The organism is Andreprevotia sp. IGB-42, assembly GCF_009848685.1.
Lineage (GTDB): Bacteria > Pseudomonadota > Gammaproteobacteria > Burkholderiales > Chitinibacteraceae > Andreprevotia.
This window is the reverse complement of record NZ_WXTX01000015.1, coordinates 26,293-51,194: the sequence shown is the minus strand read 5'-3', so window position 1 is coordinate 51,194 and position 24,902 is coordinate 26,293. Positions and strand designations below refer to the sequence as shown.

Sequence of the window (24,902 nt, the reverse complement as noted above, 5' to 3'; positions counted from 1 at the left end):
GAAAAAAAGGGGCTGCATATGCGGCCCCTTTTCATTGCAGCACCGGCAATGCCGTCAGGGCGCCGCGTCCAGCATGCGTGCCAGATAGTGGCCGGTATGGCTGGCCGGATTTCTTGCCACGATTTCCGGCGTGCCGGTAGCAATGATCTGGCCGCCGCCGGCGCCGCCTTCCGGCCCCAGATCGATGATCCAGTCTGCGGTCTTGATCACGTCCAGGTTGTGCTCGATCACCACCACGGTATTGCCGTGCTCGCGCAGGCGATGCAATACCGTCAGCAGCAGGTCGATATCGTGGAAGTGCAGGCCGGTGGTTGGTTCATCCAGGATGTACAGCGTGCGGCCGGTATCGCGCTTGGAAAGCTCCAGCGCCAGCTTCACGCGCTGCGCTTCACCGCCGGACAGCGTGGTGGCGCTTTGCCCCAGGCGGATGTAGCCCAGGCCCACTTCCATCATGGTCTTGAGCTTGCGTGCTACCGTCGGCACCGCGCTGAAGAACTCCTGTGCGGTTTCCACGGTCATTTCCAGCACTTCGGTGATGTTCTTGCCCTTGTACTGCACTTCCAGCGTTTCGCGGTTGTAGCGCTGGCCATGGCAGACATCGCACGGTACGTAGACGTCGGGCAGGAAGTGCATCTCCACCTTGATCACGCCATCGCCCTGGCACGCTTCGCAGCGGCCGCCCTTGACGTTGAACGAGAAGCGGCCCGGCCCGTAGCCGCGTTCGCGGCTGGTGGGCACGCCGGCGAAAAGCTCGCGGATCGGCGTGAACAGCCCCGTATAGGTGGCCGGGTTGGAACGCGGTGTACGGCCGATCGGGCTCTGGTCGACATTGATGACCTTGTCGAAGTGATCCATGCCGTGGACTTCGTGGAACGGTGCCGGTTCGCTGGATGCGCCGTTGAGGTCGCGCGCCGCCAGTGCGTACAGCGTATCGTTGATCAGCGTGGATTTGCCCGAGCCCGATACCCCGGTCACGCACACCAGCAGGCCCACCGGCAGCGCCAGGTCGACGAATTTGAGGTTGTTTCCGTGCGCGCCCTTCAGGATCAGCCACTTGTCCGGGTCCGGAATGATGGGTGCGCTGGGGCGGCCGATCTTGCGCTTGCCGGTCAGATACTGGCCGGTGATCGAATCCGGATGCGCCATCACGTCCGCAGGCAGGCCGGCGGCGATCACTTCGCCGCCATGCACGCCGGCACCGGGGCCGATGTCGATCAGGTAATCCGCTGCGCGGATGGCGTCTTCGTCGTGCTCGACCACGATCACGCTGTTGTCGAGATCACGCAGCCGGCGCAACGTGCCCAGCAAGCGGTCGTTATCGCGCTGGTGCAGGCCGATGCTGGGCTCATCCAGCACGTACATCACACCGGTCAGGCCGGAGCCGATCTGCGAGGCCAGGCGGATGCGCTGTGCTTCGCCACCGGACAGTGTATCGGCGCTGCGTTCCAGGCTCAGGTAATCGAGGCCCACGTTGACGAGGAAGCCCAGCCGCTCACCGATTTCCTTGACGATCTTCTCGGCAATCTGTGCCTTGGCGCCTTCCAGCGTCAGCGCCTTGAAGTAGTTGGCGGTGTCGCGCAGCGCCATCTGCGAAATGGTGTGCAGGTTCTCGGTGCCCACGCGCACATTGCGCGCTTCCAGCCGCAGGCGCGAGCCACCGCAGCTGGGGCAGGGCTGGTTGTTCTGGTACTTGGCCAGCTCTTCGCGCACGGTGACCGAATCGGTTTCCAGGTAGCGGCGTTCCAGATTGGGAATGATGCCCTCGAATGCATGTACGCGCTCGAACTTGCTGCCGCGCTCGTTCATGTAGGTGAAGGCGATCTGCTCATGGCCCGAGCCGTGCAGCACCACTTGCTGGATGTCGCTGCCCAGGTCATCCCACGGGGTGCCGACATCGAAGCCGTAATGATTGGCCAGGCTCACCAGCATCTGGAAGTAGAACTGGTTGCGCTTGTCCCAGCCCTTGATCGCGCCGGCAGCCAGGCCCAGATCGGGGTGGGCAACCACGCGCTTGGGATCGAAGAAGGTGATCTGGCCCAGGCCATCGCACTTCTGGCAGGCGCCCATCGGGTTGTTGAACGAAAACAGCCGCGGTTCCAGCTCCGGCAGGCTGTAGTTGCATACCGGACAGGCAAACTTGGCCGAGAACCAGTATTCCTTGCCGCTATCCATTTCCACCGCGATGGCGCGGCCATCTGCGTGGCGCAGCGCGGTTTCGAACGATTCGGCCAGCCGCTGCTTCAGGTCTTCGCGCACCTTCAGGCGGTCGATCACCACCTCGATGGTGTGCTTCTTGTTCTTGTCGAGCTTGGGGATCGCGTCCATCTCGAACACTTCGCCATCCACGCGCACCCGCACGAAGCCCTGTGCACGCAGCTCGTCGAACAGGTCGAGGTTTTCGCCCTTCTTGCCGATGATCACCGGCGCCAGCACCATCAGCCGCGTTTCTTCCGGCAAGGCCAGTACATGGTCGACCATCTGGCTGACGGTTTGCGATTGCAGCGGCAACTGGTGCTCGGGGCAATACGGCGTGCCCACGCGTGCAAACAGCAGGCGCAGGTAATCGTGGATTTCCGTGACGGTGCCCACGGTGGAGCGCGGGTTGTGGCTGGTGGCTTTCTGCTCGATGGAGATCGCCGGGCTCAGGCCCTCGATCAGGTCGACATCGGGCTTTTCCATCAGTTGCAAAAACTGCCGCGCATACGCGGACAGCGATTCGACATAGCGCCGCTGGCCTTCGGCGTACAGCGTATCGAACGCCAGCGACGACTTGCCCGAGCCGGACAGGCCGGTGATCACCACCAGTTTGCCGCGCGGAATATCGAGGTTGATGTTCTTCAGATTATGCGTGCGTGCACCGCGTATCCGGATCATCGGCACGTCGGTGTTGTTGGCAAGTTTGTAAGTCGGTGTGTCGGCCATTGTTGGCGGTTCTGCGTTGCTAGGGGCAATCCGCTAATATATCGGACTTTCTTGTACCAAGTCAGTCGGATAAGTGACTGATTTCCGGGCCCGAGTCTATGAATCCTATCGAACTGCGCGCTTCGCTCGGCCTTGCCGGGCTCTACGCCTTGCGCATGCTGGGCATGTTCCTGATTTTGCCGGTATTTGCCGTCTACGCAGCTCATCTGCCGGGCGGTGATAATCACGCGCTGGTGGGTTGGGCGTTTGGCGCTTTCAGCCTGGTGCAGGCGCTGCTGCAACTGCCTTTCGGCATGTGGTCCGATCACATCGGCCGCAAGAGGGTGATCTATTTCGGCCTGGTACTGTTTGCGCTGGGCAGCCTGATCTGCGCGGCGGCAGACAGCATCGGCTGGCTGATCGTCGGCCGGGCGGTGCAGGGCGCCGGCGCGATCTCCGCTGCCATTACCGCTTTGCTGGCCGATCTGACGCGGGAAGAAAACCGCACCAAGGCCATGGCAATGATCGGCGGCAGCATTGCCGTCACCTTTGCGGTATCGCTGGTGATCGCGCCCAAGCTGGCGGAGTGGATCGGCCTGCCGGGCATTTTCCTGCTGACGGGCTTGCTGGCGGTGGCGGCGGTGATCGGCGTGTGGCGGGTGATTCCCGACCCGGTGGTATCGCGTTTCCATTCCGATGCAGAGACCGATACACGACGGCTGCCCATGGTGCTGCGGCACAAGCAGCTGCAGCGGCTCAACTACGGCGTATTTGCATTGCACGCGGCGCAGATGGCCATGTTCACGGTGATGCCCTTGCTGCTGCGGCAGATCGGCGGGCTGGAAGTGGCGCATCACTGGTGGGTATACCTGCCGGTGGTGCTGTTCGGCTTCGTGCTGATGGTGCCGGCAGTGATCGTGGGCGAGAAGCGCCACCTGCTCAAGCAGGTGTTCCTGGCTGCCATCGGCCTGATGCTGGTGGCGCAACTGGGCATGACGTTGTGGCTACCCAGTCTTGCCAGCATCGTCGTGTGGCTGGCGGTCTACTTCACCGCATTCAACGTGCTGGAAGCTACCCAGCCTAGCCTGATTTCCAAGATCGCCCCGGCCGAAGCCAAGGGCACCGCGATGGGCGTGTACGGTACCTGCCAGGCGGTGGGCATGGGGGCGGGCTCGGTAGCGGCGGGCTGGCTGTACCAGCATTTCCAGAGCCCGGCGCCGGTATTCGCGCTGTGCGCGGTGCTGATCGGCATCTGGCTGGCCGTGGCATGGGGCATGCAGCCGCCACTGCCGGTCAAGACCCGCATGTTCCATATTGGTGACCAGTGGGCCGGCGATGCGGCGGCGCTCTCTGTTAAACTGGCAGCCATAGACGGCGTGAAAGAGGCCGTCGTGCTGATAGACGAACGCGTGGCGCTGCTGAAAGTCCTGCAAGCTGGCTGGGACGAAGCCGCCGCGCAACAATTGATTGCGGAGACTCACTGATGGCTTCTTTGAACAAGGTGCTGCTGATTGGCAACCTCGGGCGCGACCCGGAAACCCGCTTCCTGCCTTCGGGCGGCGCGGTGTGCAATTTCAGCATTGCCACGACCGACAGCTGGAAAGACAAGCAAACCGGTCAGAAGCAGGAAAAGACCGAATGGCACAACATCACCATGTACGGCAAACTGGCGGAAATCGCCGGTGAATACCTGAAGAAGGGCAGCGCCGTATACGTGGAAGGCCGCCTGCAAACGCGCAAGTGGCAAGACAAGCAGACCGGCGCAGACCGCTACACCACTGAAATCGTTGCCGACCAGATGCAGATGCTGGGCGGCCGGGGTGGCGCGGGCAGCAGCGCACCGATGGGTGGTGGCGACGAATTCAACCAGGAATACAGCGCCGCACCGTCACCGGCACCGCGCCAGCAACAGGCGGCCGCAGCACCCAAGCCGGCAGCGCCGGCACGCAGCTTTGACGATTTCGAGGACGATATTCCGTTCTGATTCGCCTGACTCTCCTCAGGCACCCCTCGGCATTGCCGCAGGCAAGCAACCGGGTTTTGCGCAAGCGCAAACCCGGTTTTTGTTTGGGCGGCGCTAACGCGGCTGGCACAGCCAGCGCTGCTTGCCGCCCCTTGCATTGCACCTGAGTAGTGCGAGGAGTCAGACGTTTCCCTACATCCTTCCTACAGTCGTTTCACTATCATGCAGAACTGACGCCGCTGTCATGCAGCGCGACGGTAAACGCACGCACTCCAATCCAAGGTCTTTCCCATGGCGCTGATCAATACTTCCGGTACTCCGAATGCAACGGCATCGCAGCAGCAGGAGGCGGCGCAACCCAAACGCGTGGAGCGTGACGCCGAACGGCTGCGCGAGCGCGCCCGCAAGATCGGCCGCCAGCAGAAAATCGCCGAGCGCCTGTCCAATGCCACCAGCGAGCTGTTGTCCGGCGTGGTCGAGGCAGCCAGCGCGGTGGAAGAACTCAAGCGTGCCAGCCAGGAAATCGCCGTGGGGGCCGAGGAATCGTCGCGTGCATCGCAGTCTTCCGCGGCGGTGATGGAGCGCATTGCTGGCGCCATTGCCTCGCAATCGCAAAGTACCGAGGCGGCACAGCGCCGTGCCGGCCAACTGCAGCAGAAGATCGAATCGGCATCGACGGCCATCAATGCGCTGATCGCGGCAGTGACCCGTGTAGCGGAAAAGCAGCGGCTGTCGGTACAGCAAGTGACCGAGCTGGAAGGCGCTGCCACGCGCATTTCCGGCATTCTGGATGGCGTCAGCTACATTGCCGACCAGACCAACTTGCTGGCACTCAACGCAGCCATCGAGGCGGCCAAGGCGGGCCAGCACGGCAAGGGCTTTACCGTGATCGCCAGCGAAGTGCGTGATCTGGCCGGTGCGGCCGAGCGCAATGCGGCGCAGATCCGCCTGCTGGTCGAGCAGATCCAGAATGCGGTGCGTGATGTGGCCGGGCAAATCAAGGTATCGCTGCAACAGATCGAAACACTGGTGGCGTCCGGAGAAGGCCTGAACGGGCAACTGCAGCAGATGATCAATGACATGCAGGAGATCGTGCGCGTTGTTCGGCAGGTGAACCTGGCCACGCAGGATGCCAGCACGTCCACCTACCAGGCATCGCGCAGCGCGCAGCTGATTGCCGCCGCTGCGGAAGAGCAGGCCGCCGCTACCGAAGAAGCCACCCGCACGGTGGCAGAACAATCGGTGTCGCTGCAACAGGCCGAGCAGGCCGCGCAGAACCTGGCGGCACTGGCCGAGCAACTCGTCTCCGGCACTGAATCGGGCATCCGCGCCGATGAAATGGCGCAATCATCCCAGCAACTGGCGGCCGCGGTGCAGGAGCTGAGTTTTTCAGCCACGCAGATCATGACCGCGATGGGCCAGATCAACACCGGCACCAGCGAGCAGGCAGGGGCCGCCGCAGAACTGGTGCGCGTGGCCGAGCAGATCGGCAAGGGCGCGCAGGCGACATCGGATGCATCGGTGGCCATCCAGCAGCGCTACCAGCAGATGAGCAGCCAGCTACAGGCCAACCGTGAAGTGGTCACGCATCTGATCAATGGCATTGAAACCATTCATCAAGGCAATGAAACCGGGCATGGCAACGTGGTGCAACTGGGGCGGGTTGGCCGGCAGATTGAAAAACTGGTCGACAAGCTGACGTTGCTGGCGATGCAGACCACCATGCTGTCGGTCAGCGGTGCCATCGAGGCGGCGCGTACGCCGGAAGCCGGGCAGGGCTTTCTGCTGGTTTCCAATGATATCCGGGCGTTGGCCACCGAAGCGCAAAAGAACGCCGAAGAGGTCAAGGACATCATCCGCGATACGCAGGATAACCTGGCCGATGTACGCCGCACGCTGGAAGACGTGGGCGTGATCACGCAGGCCGAGGCCGGCAAGACGGTTGCGCTGCGCAACGATCTGGATGGCATGCATGGTGGCCTGGCCGACCTGGATAGTCAGGGCCAGCAGTTGCAGCAGGCCGCGCACGAGATTGCCGAAAGCCTGGGCGCACACCGGATGAACATCGACCAGATTGCCACCACCGCGGTGCAGGCGCGCCAAGCCGCTGCCGCTGCCGCTGCCGCCGCACGCCAGCAGATGCAGTCTGCAGAAGAGTTGTCGAGCGCGATTGACGATATCGCCTCCGTCGCCGAGGAACTGAGCACGCTATGAGTACGGCACTGGCCCCCGCGCCCGTCGGCGCCGAGCCATCCGCCATCGATTCCGGCTACCTGGTATGCCGGGTGGCGGATACGCAGTACGTATTTGCGCTGCATGGCATCGATGCCATCACGCGGCCCGGGCAGGTGGTGCCCATGCCGCTGGCACCCGCCGCAGTGCTGGGCCTCGTGAACCACCGCAGCCGGGTATGCCCGGTGCTGGCGCTGTCCGTGTTGTGCGGGCATGCGGCCAGCCCGCCATCGGCCATCAACCGGGTGCTGATGCTGGGCAACCCGGCGCGCCTGGGCCTGCTGGTGGACGAAGTGCTGGTGCAGCATGCAACCCGACCCGATGGCGTGACGGAGCCGGATATCGCGGCCTTGCTCGATGCGCATTGCCGGCATCTGCTGGGCAGCTGGCAGCGCCAGCCAGTGCAGGAAACCGCCAGTGCTACACGGCCGGAACAGGCCGCTGAAGCAGCGCAGCGCGGGCAACCATTCATTACCTTTGCCATTGGCGACGAAGAATACGGCTTGCCGCTGGCCAGCCTGCAGCAGGCTACCTTGATGCCAGATCAGTTGCAGCCTGCAGATACGGCTGGCTGGCTGGGCTTAGCTACGCTGCCGGCCGGCCAGGTAGCGGTGCTGGATGTGGGCGCGCAATGGCAGCGTGCTGCAGGCACGGCGACACAACGTTTTTTGCTGGTGCTGGCGTTGCAGGCGGGCCGCTTGATCGGGCTGCCGGTCGACCGGCTGCACGACATGGTGCTGCTGGATGACAGCGCCATCCAGCCGGTGCCGCCGGTGCTGGCTGCGCGCCATGCGCTGCAGGACCTGGCCGGCATCTGGCACGACGCCGCGCGGGAGCGCACCGTGGCACTGCTGGATCTGGGCGGCATCGATACCGCCGGGCTGGCATCGCCAACTGCAGCAGACGGCGACCAGCCCGCGCCATCCGCCAACGAAGAGCCAACCATGCAAGCCACACCCGATTTCGAAGCACTGCTGATCCAGGTCGATGCGCAGTCCATGCTGCTGCCGCTGGCGGCGGTGGTGACCCTGCTACGGGTACCCGCAGACTTTGGCGCAGTGCCGCAGTTGCCAGCGCAGGTGGCGGGCATTCTGCACTGGCGTGGCAAGACCGTGGGGGTGGTGGATTTGCGCAAGGTGCTGGCATTGCCTGCCGCCACGCCCGGCATCGGGCAACGCATCGTGCTGTTGACGCTGGATGGCGTATTGCATGGCCTGCTGGTCGATCGCGTGGACGGCATAGAGCCGGTTTACCCGGGCGAGCGCAGCAGCGCCCCCGCGCTGTCTGCCGAGCAGGAAAGCATCATCCCTTACGTGGTGCAGAAAGCGGATGGCCGCCTGTTGGCGGAGCTGGACCCTGCCGGGCTGTATGCCCGCATTGCGCCTGCCCGTGAGACAGGTGCGGCCGATGGTGCAAATGATGAATAAGCATGCCGCCGGCAGGATGCCGCAATGATCCGGCTGCTGGTGGCCGATGATTCGGCAACGATACGCCATTACCTGAATGACCTGTTCCGGGCACAGGACGATTTCGAGGTGCAATGCGCGAGCAACGGCGAGGAAACCCGCCGCGCGCTGCATCAATTTGCGCCGGACGTGGTTTGCCTGGATATCGAGATGCCCGATACCGACGGCCTGACCGTGCTCAGCCACATCATGGTGGAACGGCCATGCCCGGTGGTGATGTTCTCCGCACTGACTGCCAAGGGTACTGCGGCAAGCCTGCAGGCGCTGGCACTGGGTGCGGTCGATTACATCCTCAAACCGGCTGATGGCAAGCTCGATGCCGCACAGCTGGGGGCGGAGATCGTTGCCAAGGTGCGGCTGGCTGCCGCAGCGCATGTAATCACCAGCTGGCAGGCCAGGCTGCCGCGTGTGGACCCGATCTTGCGGCCGGCGCATGCGCATGAGCGCCTGGTGCTGATCGGCGTATCCACCGGCGGGCCGCGCACGCTGGAAGGACTGCTGTCGGCATTGCCGGCGGATTTTCCCTACCCGGTGGTGGTGGCACAGCATATGCCTGCGTACTTCACCGCCCCGTTTGCGCAGCGGCTGGATCAACTGTGCGCGCTGTCGGTGGTGGAAGTGAGCCGCGCAGTGGCACCCCGGGCCGGCACGGTTTACGTGGCGCGCGGCGGTGCCGATCTGCAGCTGCTGCGCCGAGCCAGCGGCCTGGTGCTGCAGCCGCAGCCGGAATCGGATCAATACCGCTGGCACCCTTCGGTGCAGATGCTGGTGGAAAGCGCGCTGCAACATGTGCCTGCCAAGCAACTGGTCGGCGTGATGCTGACCGGGATGGGCGACGATGGCGCCAGCGCCATGCACCGCTTGTTCCAGCTGGGGGGCACCACCATTGCCGAGGCTGAAGAGAGTGCGGTGGTGTACGGCATGCCGCGCGCGCTGATTGAGCTGGGCGGCGCCACCCACGTGCTGCCCGCATGGGCGATTGCCGATGCGCTGGTTGCGCTCAGCGGCCATCTGCCGCAACCCCTTACCTTGCAGGAGTAAGCCATTGCCGCTCAAGAAATCCGCCGTATCCGCTACAAGCAGCCCCAGCCTGCCACCGGTGCTGGCTGTGCCCGCCGGGCAGGATCTGTTCCGGCTGGCCGAGCAACTGGCGCACACCGCCGATCGCGCACAGCGTGAAGCGATGCTGCTGACGCTGATCCGCGCTGGCGACGCTGATATTGCCGAGCACCTGATCAGCCTGTTGCCCGCTGCGGATGTCACGCTGCGCAACGAGCTGCTGGATGCGCTGCGCGACATGGACGACGTGGCCTCGCTGCCGGCGGCACGGCTCTTGAACAATCCGGATGTGAACTTGCGCATCTACGCGCTGAGCATCCTGGAAAACGCCCGTGATCCGGCGCTGGGCGACTGGCTGGCCGGGCTGCTGGGCTATGAAACCGAGATCAATGTATGCGCCACCGCAGTGGAAATCCTCAGCGAAGTGGGCAGCAGCAGCCATGTGCCGCTGCTGAAAACGCTCAAGCTGCGTTTTCCGCAGTCGCCGTTCATGGCGGCAGTGGTGGATGCTGCCGTGGCACGCCTGGACGGTGATGACTGATATCACGCTGCCAGCGTCGCAGATCACGCTCAGCGATGCTGATTTCGAGCGCTTCCGCGATTACTTCTATCGCAAGACCGGCATCGATTTCGATCTGTCGCGGCGCTATTTCGTCGATCGCCGGCTGATCGAGCGCATTGCCGCGCTGGGCCTCGATTCGTTCCGCGATTACTTCATGCAATTGCGCAACGGCAACGAGATCGAACACCTGATCAACATCATGACGGTGAACGAATCGTATTTCTTCCGCGAGGAATACCAGTTCCGTTGCCTGGTGCAGTCGATGCTGCCGGAACTGCTGGCCCGCAAGAACGGTGCGCCGATACGCATCTGGTCGATGCCGTGCGCATCCGGCGAAGAACCGTTTTCGCTGGCGTTATACCTGATGACCCACTGGCCGGCGCTGGAAACACACGATGTGGAATTGCTGGCTTCCGATATTGACACGCAGGCACTGGCTGCAGCGCGCGAAGGCATTTTTAGCGAGCGCGCGGTCAAGCAATTGCCCGCTGCATTGCGCCAGCGTTATTTTGAACCGTTCGGTGAAGAGCGGTACCGGCTGGATGCCGACGTGCGCGATTGCGTGGCGTTCTCGCACGTGAATATCGTCGATGCCGCGCAGGTGGCGGCCATCGGCGCCATCGACGTGGTGTTCTGCCGCAATTTGCTGATCTATTTTGACGATGTGTCGCGGCGGCTTGCCGCGGCCAACCTGTTCGACAGCCTCAACCCCGGTGGTTTCATCTGCCTGGGGCATTCCGAATCGATGAGCCGGATCTCGTCGCTGTTCAATGTCCGCAAGTTTCCGGATGCCATCGTCTACCAGAAAGGGCTGAACGCATGAAACACGTGCTGATCGTCGATGATGCCGCTACGGTCAGGCATTACCATCGCCAGGTGCTGGAGGCTGCCGGCTACCGGGTGACCGATGCGGCCAACGGGCTGGAAGGGCTGGAAAAGGCGCTGCTGCACGCCCCCGACCTGGTGCTGGCCGACGTCAACATGCCGCGCATGGATGGTTATTCGCTGCTGGCCGCACTGCGTGCGGAGCCAGCACTGGCCGCCACGCCGGTGATCATCATCACCACCGAGGCACTGGCCCGTCACGAGCGCCAGGCAGCCGAGCACGGCGCCAACCTCTGCCTGCTCAAGCCGGTGGCACCGGAAGCACTGAGCATGTATGCCGATCTGCTGACAGGCGGGCAAGCGTGAGCCCGCTGCTGACCGAGTTCATCGTTGAATCCCGCGAGATGCTGGCGGGAATCGATGCCGACCTGGAGCGGCTGGCAAGGGATGAAACCACGCCGGACCTGTTCAACCAGTTGTTCCGTGCGGTGCACACCATCAAGGGCAATTGCTCGCTGTTCGATTTCCAGCCCATGCTGGCGCTGTCGCATGCTGCGGAAACGCTGCTGGCGATGCTGCGCGATGGCGAAGTGAACTTCAGTGCTGCGATTGCCGGCGAGTTGCAACAATCGTTCGATGTGATCGGCAACTGGGTGGAATACGTGGCCAGCCACGAGGTAATGCCGGACAGCGCGGCAGAACAGGCGCAGCTGCTGGCCGGCAATATCGAAATGCTGCTGCCGGAAGGCGCGATGCGACGTGACCAGCCCGCCGCCGATGCGCCGGCCACGCAGCCGGCCACATGGCTGGCGCAGATGCCGGATGCACAGCGGCTGGCCGCGTTCGATGCCGCGCTGGCACAGCAGCAGGATGAGGTGCTGGCCATTCATTACCGGCCCGGCAAAGGCTGCTTTTTCTCCGGCGAAGACCCGCTGTTTTTCGTGCGGGAGCTGCCCGGCCTTGCCGGCCTGCATATCGCCCGGCAGCCACAGGTGGAACCACTGCAGGAAGCGTTCGATCCTTTCGAGTGCCAGCTGGATATCTGGTTGCTCAGCACTGCGCCGCAGGCCGGTGTGCAGCAGGTGCTGGCGGATGCCAGCGGTGTGCAGCTGGGGGGGGTGACACTGGCACAGCTGGCACTGCCAGCCGGGCCTACCGTGCCCAGCCAGGCGCTGGCAGTGTTGATCGAAGGCTTGCAGCAGGCGGATGCGGCAACGCATACCCCCTTGTTGCGCGCGTTGCTGGAGCCACTGCTGGATACCCCCGTGCTGGAGCCACAGCTGATCAATGCGCTGCCGTGGCTGAAAAGCCTGCTGGCCGCTAACGCCAGCCGCTGGATACTGCCGGTATTGCAGGCGCTGCAGCATGGCGTTGCCGGGGCGGATGCCGCCACCGATGGTGCTGCAGCCACGCTGCCGGCCGGGCCGCCTGCCATCCCACCCGCCATCCGTACCGTATTGCAGCAGCAACTGAATATCCTGCTGGCCGATGGCGCACCCAGTGCGCTGCAATCGGTGCAGCGCGTGGCCTTGCTGTGCGCGCAGCGCCTGAATCAACCGTTGCCGGTGCTGGCCAACTGGCAGGCCGATGCACCAGCCGCCCGGCAACAGCTGGTGGACGCCATCCGCCAACTGCTGGGTGAACAGGCGCCGGCCACGCCGCTGGCCAGCATTGAGGACGCGTTGCAGCAGCCGGCCAAAGCCACTGATATGCTGCGTATCGGGGTGGCGCAGCTGGATCACGCGGTGGCACAGGTGGAAGAATTGCTGATCGTACGCAACATGCTGCTGGGCCATGTGCAGGACGAGCGTGATGCCGGGCTGAAAACGCAGATTGCGGCGTTGTCGCGCCATCTTGAAACGCTGCATGCCACCATGCGCGGCATGCGCATGGTATCGCTGCAGCTGCCGTTCCAGCGGCTGCGCAAGCTGGGGCGCAATCTGGCCTCCAGCCTGGGCAAGCAGGTGGAATTGCAGCTGGAAGGCGAAGACGTGGTGGCGGACAAGCGCATCGTCGATGCGCTGTACGATCCGCTGGTGCACCTGCTGCGCAACGCGTTCGACCACGGCGTGGAGCCGGCGGCGGCGCGCACCGCACTGGGCAAGCCGGCGGTGGCCTCGGTGCGGATCAGCGCCAGCGTGGTTCACGACCAGTTGCTGCTGCAGGTGGCGGACGACGGGCACGGCATCGATGTGGCGAAGGTGCGGGAACGTGCGGCGGCGCGCAATCTGCACACCGAAGCCGCGCTGGCCACGATGAGCGCGCTGGATATCCAGCAACTGATTTTCCAGCCCGGGCTCAGTACCGCTGCCAGCGTATCGGAAATATCCGGCCGTGGCGTGGGGCTGGATGCGGTACGCAACGCGGTGCGCAATGCCGGCGGTGATGTGCAGGTACACAGTGAATGGCAGCGTGGCACCACCTTCAGGGTGCGCTTGCCGCTGAGCCTGGCACTGAGCCGCATCCTGCATATCCGCCAGCAGCAGCAGTGGTTTGCGCTGCCGGTGGCGCAGATCGGCGAGATTGCCCGCTGCCAGAGCAGGCAGATCCGCCGCTTCAAACAGCTGGAAACGCTGGGCTGGCGTGGAGAGGTATTGCCGCTGCTGCGGCTGGGTGATTTATTGGGTATGCCATCGCTACCGCGTGGGCATACCATGGAGCTGATCGCGCTGGACCTGCCAGGCGGGCGTTGCCTGCTGGAGGCCGATGCGATCGGCGAAACCGTCGATACCATCGTGCGTCCGCTGGAAGGGGGGCTGGCACAGATGCCGGTTTACAGCGGCTCGGCCCTGTCCAGCAGCGGCGAGGTGGTGCTGGTGCTGGACATGCAGGAGCTGATCGCAGCATGACCATACATATCGATACTGCGGCACAACCGGTGCGCGTAACCCTGTCGGGCAACAGCGGCATCAACGACGTGGAAGCATTGCTGGCTGCGCTGCAGCATGCCGGCGTGGTGCTCGATCTGCGCGCGGTGCGGCATCTGCACGCCGCTGTACTGCAGCTGTTGCTGCAATTTGCACCTGCGGTGGTGGCAGATGCAGAAGACCCGTTCATTCATGCCTGGCTGCAGCCCTTGCTGGCAGCACGGCAGCAACCATGACAAGCCCATACCAAGGCAATAACAAGGCGATAACAAAAGGAAGCAAGATGAGCGACAAGCTACGTGTACTGATCGTCGACGACAGCTCGGTTTCGCGCATGATGGTGAAAAACCAGTTGTTGAGCCAGCAGCCGGACTGGACGGTGGTGGAGGCGGCCAATGGCAGCGAGGCACTGGCGCGTGCGGCTGAAGCCGCGCCGGACCTGATCACGCTGGACCTGAACATGCCGGAAATGGACGGGCTGGAGGCAGCGGTGAAGCTGCACGAAGCCCATCCACAAGCGCGCATTGCCATTGTCACCGCCAATATCCAGGACAGCATGCGCCAGCGCGTGCAATCGCTGGGCATCCTGTTCGTTGCCATGGTGGACAAACCCATCAACGAAGCAGGCATCCGCAAAATCCTGGCCGGGCTGTGATCGTGGGATACCAACTGAGCGATCTACAAAGGGAAACCCTGGCGGAGGTGTTCAACATCGCCATGGGGCGGGCCGCCAAGGCGATGAGCAATATCGTCAACGAAGAAGTATTGCTGAGCATTCCGCAGATCCGCATGGTGCCGCGCAGCGAAGCGTCCAGCTTGCTGGGCGGGCCGGAACAGCGCGTTTACAGCATCACGCAGACGCTGGATGGCGAATTCCACGCCGATGCCATCCTGATCCTGCCGCAGGCGCGCAGCATGGACCTGGTGCGCCTGATGCTGGGCAGCCCGCAGCAGCTCGAACTGGTAACCGAGCTGGAACGGGAAGCGCTGACCGAGATCGGCAATATCATCCTCAACGCGTGTATCGGCACCGTGACCAATCTGCTGGAAGGGCAGTTTTCGATTTCGCTGCCGGTGCTGCAATCGGGTTTGTGCGGCGACATCATCGAAAGCCACGCCGCAAGGCAGTCGGAAGAAGACGTGGTGCTGCTGCTGCAGATCGACTTCACCGTCGAAAAGCACTCGATCAATGGTCATCTGGCTTTCGTGCAAACCGTGTCTTCATTCCAGGCCTTGCTGGCACGGATAGACCGTTTCATTGAAAAAGCCGCGCAGGGCTGAGCGATGACAAGCAGCGGCCCTGACCCGACCATCGCCTTCAACAGCCCACCGTTCTCGTCGTTGTCGTCCACGCTGGCGCTGGGCCTGATCATCCTCGAGCAGGATGGCCGCATCGTGCACTGGAACGACTGGGTGGCCAAACGCTCGGGCATCGTGGCGGATGTGGCGCTGGGCAAATCGCTATTCGACCTGTGGCCGGAAACCACGCAGGCGCGTATCCGTTTTGCCATCGACCAGGCGATCACGCAGGGACAGCCGTCGTTGCTGTCGAGCTCGCTGAACAAGTACCTGCTGCCGCTGTACGAAGACCCTTTCCGCTCCGATCCGGTGCAGATCCGCCAGACTGTCACCATCTCGTCGTTCTACATGACGGCGCGCATGTGCGTGCTGCAGATTGCCGATGTCTCTGCCGCGTTTGCACGCGAAAGCGCGCTGCGCGTGCAGGCGCAGTTGCTCAATGAAAGCCTGGAGCGGCAGGCGCAGATCATGAAGCAGCTGGAAAACCACAACGACACGCTCGATAGCCAGGTGCGCAAGCGCACCGCGCAGCTCAACGAGTTGGCCAAGCACCTGCAGGATGTATCGGAAGAAGAAAAGACCGCACTGGCACGCGAGCTGCATGACGATCTGGGCTCCATCCTGACCGCAGCGCGCATCGATGTTTTTTCTTCCGCCAAGTTGCTGGCCGGATCGCACCCGGATATCCATGCCAAGTTGCAGCGCGCATTGCGCTATCTGGAAGAAGGCATCCAGACCAAGCGCCGCATCGTCGAGGGCATGCGCCCGACCATCCTCACCCAGTTCGGCCTGGCCGAGGCATTGCGCTATACCGCCGAAGAGATGGCCGAGGTCAGCGGCTGGACATTGCGCCTGACGGTAGAGGAAGACCTGCCGCTATCGGAAGAACTGTCGCTGACGCTGTTCCGCGTGGCACAGGAGGCATTGAACAATGCCGCCAAGTACTCGGAGGCGCAATGCGTCGAGATCATTCTGGAAGCAGATGAGCATACCGTCAGGCTCGTCATCCGCGATGATGGCAAAGGCATGGAGCTTGATGCGGTACACAAGCCGCGCAGCCACGGCCTTGCCGGCATGCGTAGCCGCGTGGAGGCACGCGGTGGCTATTTCGAGATCCAGGGCGCACCGGGCAGGGGCGTGGAGATCAGCGTGAGCCTGGCGCTGTCGCAGGCGGAATGACCGGCACCATCAGGCTGCAGACGCGCCGAGCTGCCGGGTGCCCGCCGCGATGGCGCGGCCAGCGTGACGGCGCTGCCAGAATGGCGCATCCGCCCAGCGCTGTTCCTGCTGGTAGTACTGTGCGTGCAGCCGCAGGTAGTCGGCAAATTCCACATCGATCACCGCGCGATAGCGCGCCAGCCCCTTGTTATCCGCAGCCAGCAGCCAGTCTGCCAGCGCATATGCGGCAAAGATGCCGCTGCGCAAGGCCTTGCTGATGCCTTGTGACGACAGCGGATCGAAACTGCTGGCGGCATCACCTGCTGCCAGCCAGCCATCACCACATGCGTGTTCCAGCCGGGCCGAGCCCGCCGGGCGCACGTCGATGCTGGCTGCATGCAGCGCGATGTCGCCAGCTGCAGCATGCGTCCAGCGCGTGGCAGCCAGCCGTGCCTGCCAGTGCTGCGTTTGCTGCAGGCCGCTGCGGCGGCCCAGATCGGCATCGCTCAGGCAGGCGATCACCCGCTCGCCGCCGGGCAGCGGCGCGGTGTACCACCAGCCATCCGGGCGGGCCTCGATCAGCGTGCGCGGATCGCTGCCGGGCAGGTTGGGCACATAGGCGAGATACGCGGCGAGTTTGTCCGGCCGTTGCCGCACAACGCCCAGCTGCCGTGCCAGCACTGCCTGGCGGCCGCTGGCGTCCACCAGGAAACGCGCGGCAAGCTGGCTGCCGTCATCGAGCAATACCAGCCACCCTGCGGGCGTGCGCGTGGCGGTTTGCAGCCGGCGTGCCGGCAGCAGGCTGGTGCCTGCCGCTACGGCTTGTGCCTGCAGCAGTGCATCGAAGCGGTTGCGGTCCAGATGCCAGCCATGGCCACGCGCCGAGTGGATGAAATGGTTTTCGATCACGTGTTGCTGGCCCCAGGCGGCTGCCGACGCATGCACCGGCAAGAAGACTGCCTGCACAAAAGCCGGCCATGCGCCCAGGTGGGCCAGTAGTGACCGCGCCAGTGCCGGCAATACTTCCCCTACCGGGCGTACTTGCGGCTGCCCGCCACCCAGCATGGTCACGCGCAGCGCCGGCGCGTGCGCATGCAGCGCCAGCGCGGTGGCGCTGCCGGCCGGGCCGGCGCCGATGATGAGCACATCGCAGCGGTGCATGCTTCAGGCCCTGCGGGGGCGCTGCTTGCCGGCCCCCACATCCCGGGGCTGGTAGCTCATGGCTTGTCCGCCGGGGTGCGCTCCACGCTGATGTACTTGTAGTCGGGCGAAGGCTGGTCCAGCTGCTGTGCGGTCAGGTAGGGGTTGCGCACCACGAAGCCCAGCCTTGACCATTCCGTCACCATTTTCAGATCGCCCGCATTGGTTTGCGGTATGCCGCGTGCCCACTGCAAAAACTGGTAATTGGGCGAGCCATCGCTGCCCACGCTCACCACCTCGTAGGTCTGCAACGGCCGGTGCGCCGGCCACCACAGGGTTTCCCAGCTTTGCTGGCCCAGCTTCATGCGCACATCGTGCTCGGCCGCCGGGTCGATGCTGTTCCACAGTGGGTAGGTGACGTCGATCATCTGCGTAGTGCATTCGTTGAAGTCCGATTGCCACGGCAGCCCCATCGATTTGGTGAGATCGCCCGGCTGCATGCCACGCTGGTAATTGCTGTCCTGGCTGAGGTCATCCACGCTGACCGACAGATAGCTTTCTTCCGGCAACTGGCGCTGGTTGGCTTCTGCGGCGGTCTGCTGGAAGTTGCAGAAATCCGGGTCGGCCTTGATGCGGTACGGGTGCAGGTAGATGGACGGGTTGCGCATGATCCAGCCCACTTCGCCCCCGGGGCAGAACGCGCCGCCCAACACATTGCTGAGCACGCCCTGATCGAGCTGCTGGCCGGTGCGGTTTTGCCAGTTGGCATACGGCTGCCACGGGTCGACACTGCCGGCCGGTACCCAGCCCTGCTCCACCTCGTTGTAGAACTTGCCCTGCGCCCATTGCCGCAACAGGAACAGCTGGTAATCGGTCAGCCGCAGGAACTTGGATGGCGTGATGTTGTTGATGGGGTTGTCGCCTGCCAGCAGCGGCATCAGCGGCAGGTTGTACACGCGGCTGTTGGGGCGCGCATCCAGGCGGAATTCGTTTTCCTCGCCCGGCTGGCGCAACAGGTCGAACAGGAAGGTGCGGCTGGGGCGACACGGATCGAACGTGCGGTCGGCGATGATTTTCTGGAAGCGCGTTGCCAGCAGCTTGCCGTTTGCGAATTCCTTCAGCACGCGTTCCACCGCCAACTCGATGCTCTGGTCTTCCGGCACGCCCTGATCGGTGATTAGCGGGTCGTCCCGCCGTGCCAGCAGCTTGAGCGCGGCGACCGGCTCTGCCGCTGCCTTGAGCTTGGCCAGCAGCTTGGCAATGACCTTGTCCAGCGCCTGGCGTGCTGCCTCGTTGCCGCCGCCTTCGCTCACCGTATATGCAGCCTTCCAGCGCAGCAGGTAGCTGGCCGGGGTTTCACCGGCCACGATCGGGGAGACCTTGGCTGCAAATTGCGCGACGGCTGCCTTGAGTACTTCGGCCGCGCTGCCCTTGGGGCCGGGCAGCGGTTTATCCAGTACCTCCACCAGCGATTGCCCGCCGTGCTCCAGCCGGGTCAGTGCGGGCTCCAGTGCATCGAGCAGCAGTTCGCCGGATGCATTGCGCTGCACCGCCTGCGCCTGGTCGCGCTCGACCGCGCGCTGGTTGACCTGTGGCGGCTGCGAGAGTTTGTCCGGGTCGAAATTGCCGCGTGCGGTCTGGTTGTGCGGATAGTTGGATTGCTCCAGCACATTGGTCAGGTGGGTCATTTCGTCGGCGCGGAACAGGATCGGCCACACGTCGCGGTAAAACCACGGGTAATGATCGCGGTTCCATTCGCGCTTGCCGGCCTGCCAGTGCGCCAGCGCCGCCACATCGTTGGGGGGGATGTGCACCGGCTTGTCGTAACTGCCGGGCTGGCCGTACAGATCCGGCCGGGTGGCAAACTGGCGGATGCCCATGTCGTACACCACGTCGTCCATGGTGATCATGTCCAGCACTTCCGGCACATACGCCGGGTAGCCGACGATCACCCAGGCGGGGGCTTCCACGTCGATATAGCGGGTGCGCCCGACGTTCTCCGAATACATCACCAGCCGCGCCATCACCGGCCCGTCCGAGGTATCGTCGAACCAGCCGTCGTTGTTGGCGTAGGTGTCGATGCGCGGGTGGCCGAAGCCATCCTTGAAGCTGCCCGAATTGCCGTGCCCGCCCAGTACCAGCAGGCGGCCGCTGTCATCGGTGCGCAGCTCGCCCAGCGTGTCGATGTTGTTCGGCGTCAGCGGTGGCGGAAAGGTAGGCGAGTACTGGTCGCCCCGGTTGCGGTCCATGGTGGCGCTGCGGCGTTTGCTGGTGTTGACGATCTGCGGGCCCGGATCGATGATCAGCTGCTGGCGCGCGGTATCGCCGGTGATGTCCGCATTGCGGCGCGGCTGATTGGGGTCGTTGTCCTGATAGCCGTGCTCGCCCTGCAGGCTGTTGAATTCGTACCAGACCGCCTTCTTGTTGGCCACATACACGCGCCACTCGATATCGATCAGCGTGCCTTCATTGCCGCCACCGCGGATCTTGTCGCCGATCTTCAGCCGGCGCCCCTGCGGGTTTTCATCGTCGTACACATACAGCTGGAAGCGCGCCGCCTGGCGCTTGACGCGGCCTTCGGCATCCTTGAAGGTGGTGACGGTGCGCTCGGTGGTGCCATCCGGCGTATACAGCGGGTTGCCGGCGGCATCGCAATCGAGCGGCAGTGCGGCGGGTTTCTCCGGCGAGATGCAGAACGCATCCGGGCTGTCGCCCAGGCGGGCAATGCCGATGCCGGGGTGGATGCGGTAGCTTGGGGTATCGTGATTCATGTCGTCCTCGGTCTCGGTTCAGTCCATGAAGGCCAGTGAAAGCCCTTCCAGCCGCAGCAGTTCTTTTTCTTCCCGGTAATCTGCGCCGATCACCACCAGCGTGATCTGCAGCGCATCCGCACCGGCTGCCAGCAGTTTCTGCGCGGCGGCGGTGACGTCGATGCGGTGATTGCGCGGGGCATTGTGGTGGCGCGGGCGGGTATCGATACCCGGGCGGCGCGGCGGGGGGATGTCGCAATGGCCGGGGCCGCCGTAGCACGGGCCATGGCCGAAAATGGCGAGGTAGCCTGCGTAGTTGGGGTGATCCAGCGGCGTTTCCGCGTTGGCGTCCGGCAGGTTGAGGAACACCCGCACAAAGCACGAGCGCGGCAGCTGCGGCACGCGGTGCAGGCGCACTTCGGCATGGTTGAATGCACTGCGCACCGGCTTGGCCACGGCGATCGGCCTGGAAACGAAGCGACCCACTGCGGATGCAAGACCCACCGGCACCAGGTAGGAGCCACGCACGTATTCGTAGCCGAAGCGGAATGCATCGAGCGTATCGCGCGCGGTGTAGCTCCATGGTGTCAGCACCGCATCCAGATCGGCCGGGGCCGAATCGGGGTGGTGCTGCTGCCATTCCCACCAGGTGCGGTCGATATTGGCATGGATGGGCCAGAACACCGGATCGTAGGCGGCGGTGAGATTGCTGAACATGTCGCCGAACTGCGGCTGGCTGTACAGGTCGGAGCGCTTGTGGAAACGCCGCCCGGCTACCTGCACGCCCTTGTTGCGGTCTTCCGGGGCTTCGGTGGCGCTGCCGTACTGCGGGTTCATGCCACCGGTCCAGATATGCATGGTGTTATGCGGGTTCTGATCGAGAAAGCCGAACGCATCGTTGTAGTCACCACCGCCACCGAAATCGCGGAAGGTGCGTAGCGCCAGGATCTGCTGCATGTCCGCCGCGGTGGGGTAGTGGTAGTGGATGACGGTATTCATCGTGCCCTTGCCGAACTCGGCCGGGTAGCGCAGCGGATACCACAGCGGGTTGGCATCAAGCAGCGCATCGATGAAGCGTTCGCGGTAGTCGCCGCTGGTATAGCGCACGCCGATGGCCTTGCCCACCGCATCGAAAAAGCGCTTCTGGCTGGCAAAGGTTTGCCCCACCAGTGGTTCCAGTCCTGCGGCAGGAATGCCGTGGCGGGCAAGGAAGACCAGCGAATCCGGCGTCAGGAAGCATTGCAGCGCCGGCGGGATGATCCAGCCGCTTTCGGGCTTTTCCGGCCGGTATTGCGGCATCGTCCAGTCCCAGTACGGCATGGTGACTTCGGGCGCGTGTTCCTGCATCGCCAGCTCGAATTCGTACAGGTAGACGCGGTGCCAGGTCAGGAAGCGCTCCCAGCCGTGCTGGCAGTGGTTCTGGTGGATCAGCGCCAGGTTGTTGTAGCTGCGTGCATCCTCCGCCCATTTGTTGAGCGCATACATTTCACGGAACGCATAACGCAGCCGTTCCAGCTGAGCCGGGCTCAGGCAATCGATGTTCATGCGCTGCTTCAGACCACTACTGCTGGGGGCGCTGGCGGTTTCGCCGCCGTAGATCTCGAAAACCTGCGTGGTGGCGGTGGTGCTGACCGCTTCCTGCTGCACGGTGACCGGGCCGGCCTTGCCGGCGGTGGCCGGCACTGCATAATCGGCCAGCGTGCGGTCTGCCGGGCAGCCGTCGTCGATCCAGTCGGCAATGAACTGGATATCCGTATCGGCCACCGGCTGGCCACCCCAAGGCAGGCGCGGAAAGCGCGTGCCATCGAAAGGTGGCAGGCCGCGCAAGCCCTTGATGAGGCCCGATTCATCACCACGGCCGGCACAGGTGGTGGCCGCATGGCAGCAACTGCCGCTGGCTGCGGGGCGCGCTGCTGCGATCAGCCGCACGCCATACAGGCTGTATTCCAGCAGCTCTGCCAGCGGCAGATGCCAGAATTTCTGTTCCGGCCGGTAATCGGCGCCGGTCACGGCGTCATCGAGTATCGCGATAAAGCGGCCATGGCGCGTTTCTGCCGGTGCCCTGGCGGCTTGCTTGTCATCGTGTCCCATCTTGTACTCCGTACGGTCTGCCGGCTGGCCCGGCGCTGCAGAGGCAGGCCGGGCCAGGGCGGGTTGGGCTGGCCGGGCAACGCCGGCCGGGGTGAACTCAGTGGTGGTGGCTGCTGGTGACGCCATCCGCGGCATCGACGACTTCGACGACTTCCATCATGCCGAGGTCTTCGTGATCGAGGATGTGGCAGTGCATGACGAACTTGCCGATGTAGTCGAGGTAGCGCGTGTACATGTTGACCGTGGTGCCGGCCGGGATCACCACGGTGTCTTTCCACACCATGGCATTGGTGCCGCCCGGCCTGGCCTGGCTGACCTGGAACGGGTTCACATGGATATGGAACACATGCGGCAGTGGCGGAATGCCGTTGGGCACGCCGGACGGATCACCCACGGTGGTGACCGACCACATGTCGATATTGTTCAGCCCTACCTGACGGATGTGCTGCGGGCTGAATGCCTGGTAGTTGACCTGGAAGTAGTTCTTGCCGGTTTTCAGGTCTTGCCCCAGCTTGAATGCCACCTGCTGCACGCCGTTGGCCTGCGTGGTGAGGTCCACGCCGGGGAACGGCGCCAGCCTGGCCATTTCTTCCTGCGTGGGCAGCGCCATGTCCAGCGGCTCGCCCTCGACCACGATTTCCGCCAGCACGTTCTGCGGCTCGTTCACCAGCGCCACCGATTTGAATGCCGGCGTGCCCAGGTCCAGCAGCTTGTAGACGCCCGGCTTGGTGCTGGCCTTCACCAGCACATCGCTGCGGTAGCCCGGCTGTAGCTCCACGCCGTTGCTGCCGCCAGCCGGCCAGGTATCGATGCGGCCCAGATAGATGCCGTCGAGCGCGATCTCGTTCAGCGCATGGCCTTCCAGGCCGATATTGAGCGATTCGCGGAAGGCGGTATCGATCATGCGCCAGCGCTGTACCTCGCCCGGGCGCATATGGATACGCGGCAGGATCTGGCCGTTGATGGTGACGCGGCGCAGTGAACAGCTCCACGTCTTGCGGTTGCCCTTGTCCACGCATTGCTTGGGGTTGCTGGGGGAGGGGAACAGCGCGGTGATGTCGTTCAGCTCGCCGTCGGTATCGTAGAGGATGGTCTGGAACACCATCACTTTCTCGCGCTTGTTGGCTTCGCGCAGCGCGGCGGGAATCTTGGCTTCGTCGTCGTCGATGATCAGTGCGCCAGCCATGCCGCTGCCCACCTGGATGGCGGTAGAGCCATGCGTATGCGCGTGGTACCAGTAGCTGCCCGCAGTGTGGTTGCCAGGCAGCTTGATCTCGTACGGAAACCTGCTTTGCGGTGCAATCGCCAGCAACACGTTGTCGCTGTTGCCGGTGGGCGATACATGCAGGCCATGCGTGTGCAGGTTGGTGGTGTTGTACGAGGCCGGCCGGGTGCTCAGGTGGGCATTCTGCGCTTCGTGCTGGAACTGATCCTCGACCTGGTCGGGCGTTTCCTTCGGTAGCTGGTTATTCAGCAGGATGTCCATTACGTCGCCGGGCCTGGCGCGCAGTGTGGGCCCCACCAGCTGGCCGTTGTAGGTACGCAGCTTGAGCGGGCAGCCGCCCAGGCTGATGGTCTTGGGATCGGTGTAGCGGGTTTCCAGCACGGTGTTCAGCACGCCATTGCGGGCGCTGATATTGGGCGGATTCAGTAGCTCCTGCCGGCCATATTTGGCGATGTCGATGGACTTGTATGCGCAGCCGGCCACGTCGGCCCAAGCCAGCGGGGCGGTGATGGCCAGCAACGCGGCCAGTGCGGGTAACTGCAACCTGCGGGTGAAAACCATGCTTGTTGTCTCCTGCTTGCGCGATGACATTGCCGCCGCCATCAAAAACGGATTGCCCGCCCGGACCGATGAATGCAGCACGGCGCACGCCGGGTTGCACCAGGTGTTGGCAATGGCTGCAGGGCGATGGGAATGGGCGGCTTGCTATTGATCTTTGCTTTGGTGAAAGGATGTGCGCGCATTTTCTGTGGCGTATCATTTAGACCAATGGCATATAACTTACACAAATGAATAGACGTAATGTGGGTTACAAGCAAGCTTGCATTTGAAAAATGCCCGGAGGTGTACGGATGGACACAGCGCTCGCGGTGTCGCCACGGCTTGCAAAGAGAGTCTGCTGGTGCCTGATGGGGCGGCGTGGCAGTGGCCGCAGGCAACATGACAGGCGGTCAGTTTCATGCCGGGTGATTGGCATTATTGCCGTCCGGATTGCGGTCAAGTTTGCTGCAGGAATGCCGATACAAGGGCCAAGCCCATGATTCCCGGATGCAAACGAAATGAAACTGGCCCGATTTTTCCACGAGACTGTCTGGCAGCAGGTGCCGGAGGTACTCGCCTCGGTGGCTGGCGAACGTCGCGAACCACCCGCCAATGCCGATGTGCAAACCCGCGCGGCAGCAAACGAGCAATGGAATGGCACCGAGCGGCGCGCCAGTGGTGAGCGCCGTGGCCCGGAGCGCCGCGCGTACCGGCAGGCTGCATTGCTCGATACCCGCGCACGCCATGAGCGCCGCCGCACTGGCCGCCGGCTGGACGACGCGGCGCCCGAACACGTGGTGTCGATCAAAGCCTGATCGTTGCGC

At 63.8% G+C, this 24,902-nt stretch carries 19 protein-coding genes; 14 read left to right on the top strand and 5 right to left on the bottom strand.

Annotated elements, in window-relative coordinates; translation table 11 throughout:
- Window positions 1-54 precede the first annotated feature (54 nt).
- The gene (gene uvrA, locus IGB42_RS19055; RefSeq protein WP_174764238.1) at window positions 55-2,922 is read right to left on the bottom strand and encodes an excinuclease ABC subunit UvrA; all 2,868 of its coding nucleotides are present in this window, start codon (window positions 2,920-2,922) and stop codon (window positions 55-57) included.
- Window positions 2,923-3,020: 98 nt separating this feature from the next.
- On the opposite strand from uvrA, the gene IGB42_RS19050 reads away from it, so the two are divergent.
- The 13 genes from IGB42_RS19050 to IGB42_RS18990 all read left to right on the top strand — a co-directional run bounded on the left by IGB42_RS19050 (window position 3,021) and on the right by IGB42_RS18990 (window position 16,353).
- Entirely contained in the window at window positions 3,021-4,385 is a 1,365-nt protein-coding gene (locus IGB42_RS19050; RefSeq protein WP_159674675.1) for an MFS transporter, read from the top strand.
- Window positions 4,385-4,885 carry a single-stranded DNA-binding protein gene (locus IGB42_RS19045; RefSeq protein WP_159674673.1) on the top strand — a complete coding sequence of 167 codons (501 nt, stop codon included), beginning with the start codon at window positions 4,385-4,387 and terminating at the stop codon, window positions 4,883-4,885. Before IGB42_RS19050 ends, IGB42_RS19045 begins: the two co-directional genes overlap by 1 nt.
- 270 nt (window positions 4,886-5,155) lie before the next feature.
- Window positions 5,156-7,078: a methyl-accepting chemotaxis protein gene (locus IGB42_RS19040; RefSeq protein WP_159674671.1), complete on the top strand. Its 1,923-nt coding sequence runs from the start codon at window positions 5,156-5,158 to the stop codon at window positions 7,076-7,078.
- Window positions 7,075-8,523: a chemotaxis protein CheW gene (locus tag IGB42_RS19035; protein ID WP_159674669.1), complete on the top strand. Its 1,449-nt coding sequence runs from the start codon at window positions 7,075-7,077 to the stop codon at window positions 8,521-8,523. Before IGB42_RS19040 ends, IGB42_RS19035 begins: the two co-directional genes overlap by 4 nt.
- Before the next feature lie 24 nt (window positions 8,524-8,547).
- Entirely contained in the window at window positions 8,548-9,603 is a 1,056-nt protein-coding gene (gene cheB, locus IGB42_RS19030; protein WP_159674667.1) for a chemotaxis-specific protein-glutamate methyltransferase CheB, read from the top strand.
- Between the two features lie 4 nt (window positions 9,604-9,607).
- Window positions 9,608-10,162, top strand: a complete 555-nt coding sequence (locus IGB42_RS19025) for a HEAT repeat domain-containing protein (RefSeq protein WP_159674665.1) — start codon at window positions 9,608-9,610, stop codon at window positions 10,160-10,162.
- Window positions 10,155-11,006 (top strand): protein-glutamate O-methyltransferase CheR, encoded by an 852-nt coding sequence (locus IGB42_RS19020; RefSeq protein ID WP_159674663.1) that lies wholly within the window; start codon window positions 10,155-10,157, stop codon window positions 11,004-11,006. Before IGB42_RS19025 ends, IGB42_RS19020 begins: the two co-directional genes overlap by 8 nt.
- A complete protein-coding gene (locus tag IGB42_RS19015; RefSeq protein ID WP_159674661.1) occupies window positions 11,003-11,374 on the top strand; it encodes a response regulator in 372 nt (123 codons plus the stop codon). The genes IGB42_RS19020 and IGB42_RS19015 overlap by 4 nt, the downstream gene beginning before the upstream one ends.
- Complete coding sequence (locus IGB42_RS19010) at window positions 11,371-13,857, top strand: ATP-binding protein (protein WP_159674659.1); 2,487 nt, start codon at window positions 11,371-11,373, stop codon at window positions 13,855-13,857. The genes IGB42_RS19015 and IGB42_RS19010 overlap by 4 nt, the downstream gene beginning before the upstream one ends.
- Window positions 13,854-14,111 (top strand): hypothetical protein, encoded by a 258-nt coding sequence (locus tag IGB42_RS19005; RefSeq protein ID WP_159674657.1) that lies wholly within the window; start codon window positions 13,854-13,856, stop codon window positions 14,109-14,111. Before IGB42_RS19010 ends, IGB42_RS19005 begins: the two co-directional genes overlap by 4 nt.
- A 47-nt stretch (window positions 14,112-14,158) precedes the next feature.
- Window positions 14,159-14,530, top strand: a complete 372-nt coding sequence (locus IGB42_RS19000; protein WP_159674655.1) for a response regulator transcription factor — start codon at window positions 14,159-14,161, stop codon at window positions 14,528-14,530.
- A 2-nt stretch (window positions 14,531-14,532) separates the two neighbouring features.
- On the top strand, window positions 14,533-15,156 hold the full coding sequence (locus IGB42_RS18995) for a chemotaxis protein CheC (RefSeq protein ID WP_159674653.1): 624 nt from the start codon (window positions 14,533-14,535) through the stop codon (window positions 15,154-15,156).
- Window positions 15,157-15,159: 3 nt separating this feature from the next.
- Window positions 15,160-16,353 (top strand): ATP-binding protein, encoded by a 1,194-nt coding sequence (locus IGB42_RS18990; RefSeq protein ID WP_159674651.1) that lies wholly within the window; start codon window positions 15,160-15,162, stop codon window positions 16,351-16,353.
- A gap of 9 nt (window positions 16,354-16,362) precedes the next feature.
- On the opposite strand, the gene IGB42_RS18985 is transcribed toward IGB42_RS18990, so the two are convergent.
- The 4 genes from IGB42_RS18985 to IGB42_RS18970 all read right to left on the bottom strand — a co-directional run bounded on the left by IGB42_RS18985 (window position 16,363) and on the right by IGB42_RS18970 (window position 24,099).
- The gene (locus IGB42_RS18985; protein ID WP_159674649.1) at window positions 16,363-17,493 is read right to left on the bottom strand and encodes a tryptophan 7-halogenase; all 1,131 of its coding nucleotides are present in this window, start codon (window positions 17,491-17,493) and stop codon (window positions 16,363-16,365) included.
- 56 nt (window positions 17,494-17,549) lie between these two features.
- Window positions 17,550-20,243 (bottom strand): LodA/GoxA family CTQ-dependent oxidase, encoded by a 2,694-nt coding sequence (locus IGB42_RS18980; RefSeq protein WP_159674647.1) that lies wholly within the window; start codon window positions 20,241-20,243, stop codon window positions 17,550-17,552.
- 18 nt (window positions 20,244-20,261) lie between these two features.
- Window positions 20,262-22,313 (bottom strand): tyrosinase family protein, encoded by a 2,052-nt coding sequence (locus tag IGB42_RS18975; RefSeq protein ID WP_159674645.1) that lies wholly within the window; start codon window positions 22,311-22,313, stop codon window positions 20,262-20,264.
- 97 nt (window positions 22,314-22,410) lie between these two features.
- Window positions 22,411-24,099, bottom strand: a complete 1,689-nt coding sequence (locus IGB42_RS18970) for a multicopper oxidase family protein (RefSeq protein WP_159674643.1) — start codon at window positions 24,097-24,099, stop codon at window positions 22,411-22,413.
- A 497-nt stretch (window positions 24,100-24,596) separates the two neighbouring features.
- Between IGB42_RS18970 and IGB42_RS18965 the strand changes: the two genes are divergently transcribed.
- On the top strand, window positions 24,597-24,893 hold the full coding sequence (locus IGB42_RS18965; protein ID WP_159674641.1) for a hypothetical protein: 297 nt from the start codon (window positions 24,597-24,599) through the stop codon (window positions 24,891-24,893).
- Window positions 24,894-24,902 lie beyond the last annotated feature (9 nt).

Coding starts and splice junctions, on each gene's coding strand:
- uvrA (WP_174764238.1), bottom strand. CDS start 2,922: ATGGCCGACACACCGACTTACAAACTTGCCAACAACACCGACGTGCCG.
- IGB42_RS19050 (WP_159674675.1), top strand. CDS start 3,021: ATGAATCCTATCGAACTGCGCGCTTCGCTCGGCCTTGCCGGGCTCTAC.
- IGB42_RS19045 (WP_159674673.1), top strand. CDS start 4,385: ATGGCTTCTTTGAACAAGGTGCTGCTGATTGGCAACCTCGGGCGCGAC.
- IGB42_RS19040 (WP_159674671.1), top strand. CDS start 5,156: ATGGCGCTGATCAATACTTCCGGTACTCCGAATGCAACGGCATCGCAG.
- IGB42_RS19035 (WP_159674669.1), top strand. CDS start 7,075: ATGAGTACGGCACTGGCCCCCGCGCCCGTCGGCGCCGAGCCATCCGCC.
- cheB (WP_159674667.1), top strand. CDS start 8,548: ATGATCCGGCTGCTGGTGGCCGATGATTCGGCAACGATACGCCATTAC.
- IGB42_RS19020 (WP_159674663.1), top strand. CDS start 10,155: ATGACTGATATCACGCTGCCAGCGTCGCAGATCACGCTCAGCGATGCT.
- IGB42_RS19015 (WP_159674661.1), top strand. CDS start 11,003: ATGAAACACGTGCTGATCGTCGATGATGCCGCTACGGTCAGGCATTAC.
- IGB42_RS19005 (WP_159674657.1), top strand. CDS start 13,854: ATGACCATACATATCGATACTGCGGCACAACCGGTGCGCGTAACCCTG.
- IGB42_RS19000 (WP_159674655.1), top strand. CDS start 14,159: ATGAGCGACAAGCTACGTGTACTGATCGTCGACGACAGCTCGGTTTCG.
- IGB42_RS18990 (WP_159674651.1), top strand. CDS start 15,160: ATGACAAGCAGCGGCCCTGACCCGACCATCGCCTTCAACAGCCCACCG.
- IGB42_RS18985 (WP_159674649.1), bottom strand. CDS start 17,493: ATGCACCGCTGCGATGTGCTCATCATCGGCGCCGGCCCGGCCGGCAGC.
- IGB42_RS18980 (WP_159674647.1), bottom strand. CDS start 20,243: ATGAATCACGATACCCCAAGCTACCGCATCCACCCCGGCATCGGCATT.
- IGB42_RS18975 (WP_159674645.1), bottom strand. CDS start 22,313: ATGGGACACGATGACAAGCAAGCCGCCAGGGCACCGGCAGAAACGCGC.
- IGB42_RS18970 (WP_159674643.1), bottom strand. CDS start 24,099: ATGGTTTTCACCCGCAGGTTGCAGTTACCCGCACTGGCCGCGTTGCTG.
- IGB42_RS18965 (WP_159674641.1), top strand. CDS start 24,597: ATGAAACTGGCCCGATTTTTCCACGAGACTGTCTGGCAGCAGGTGCCG.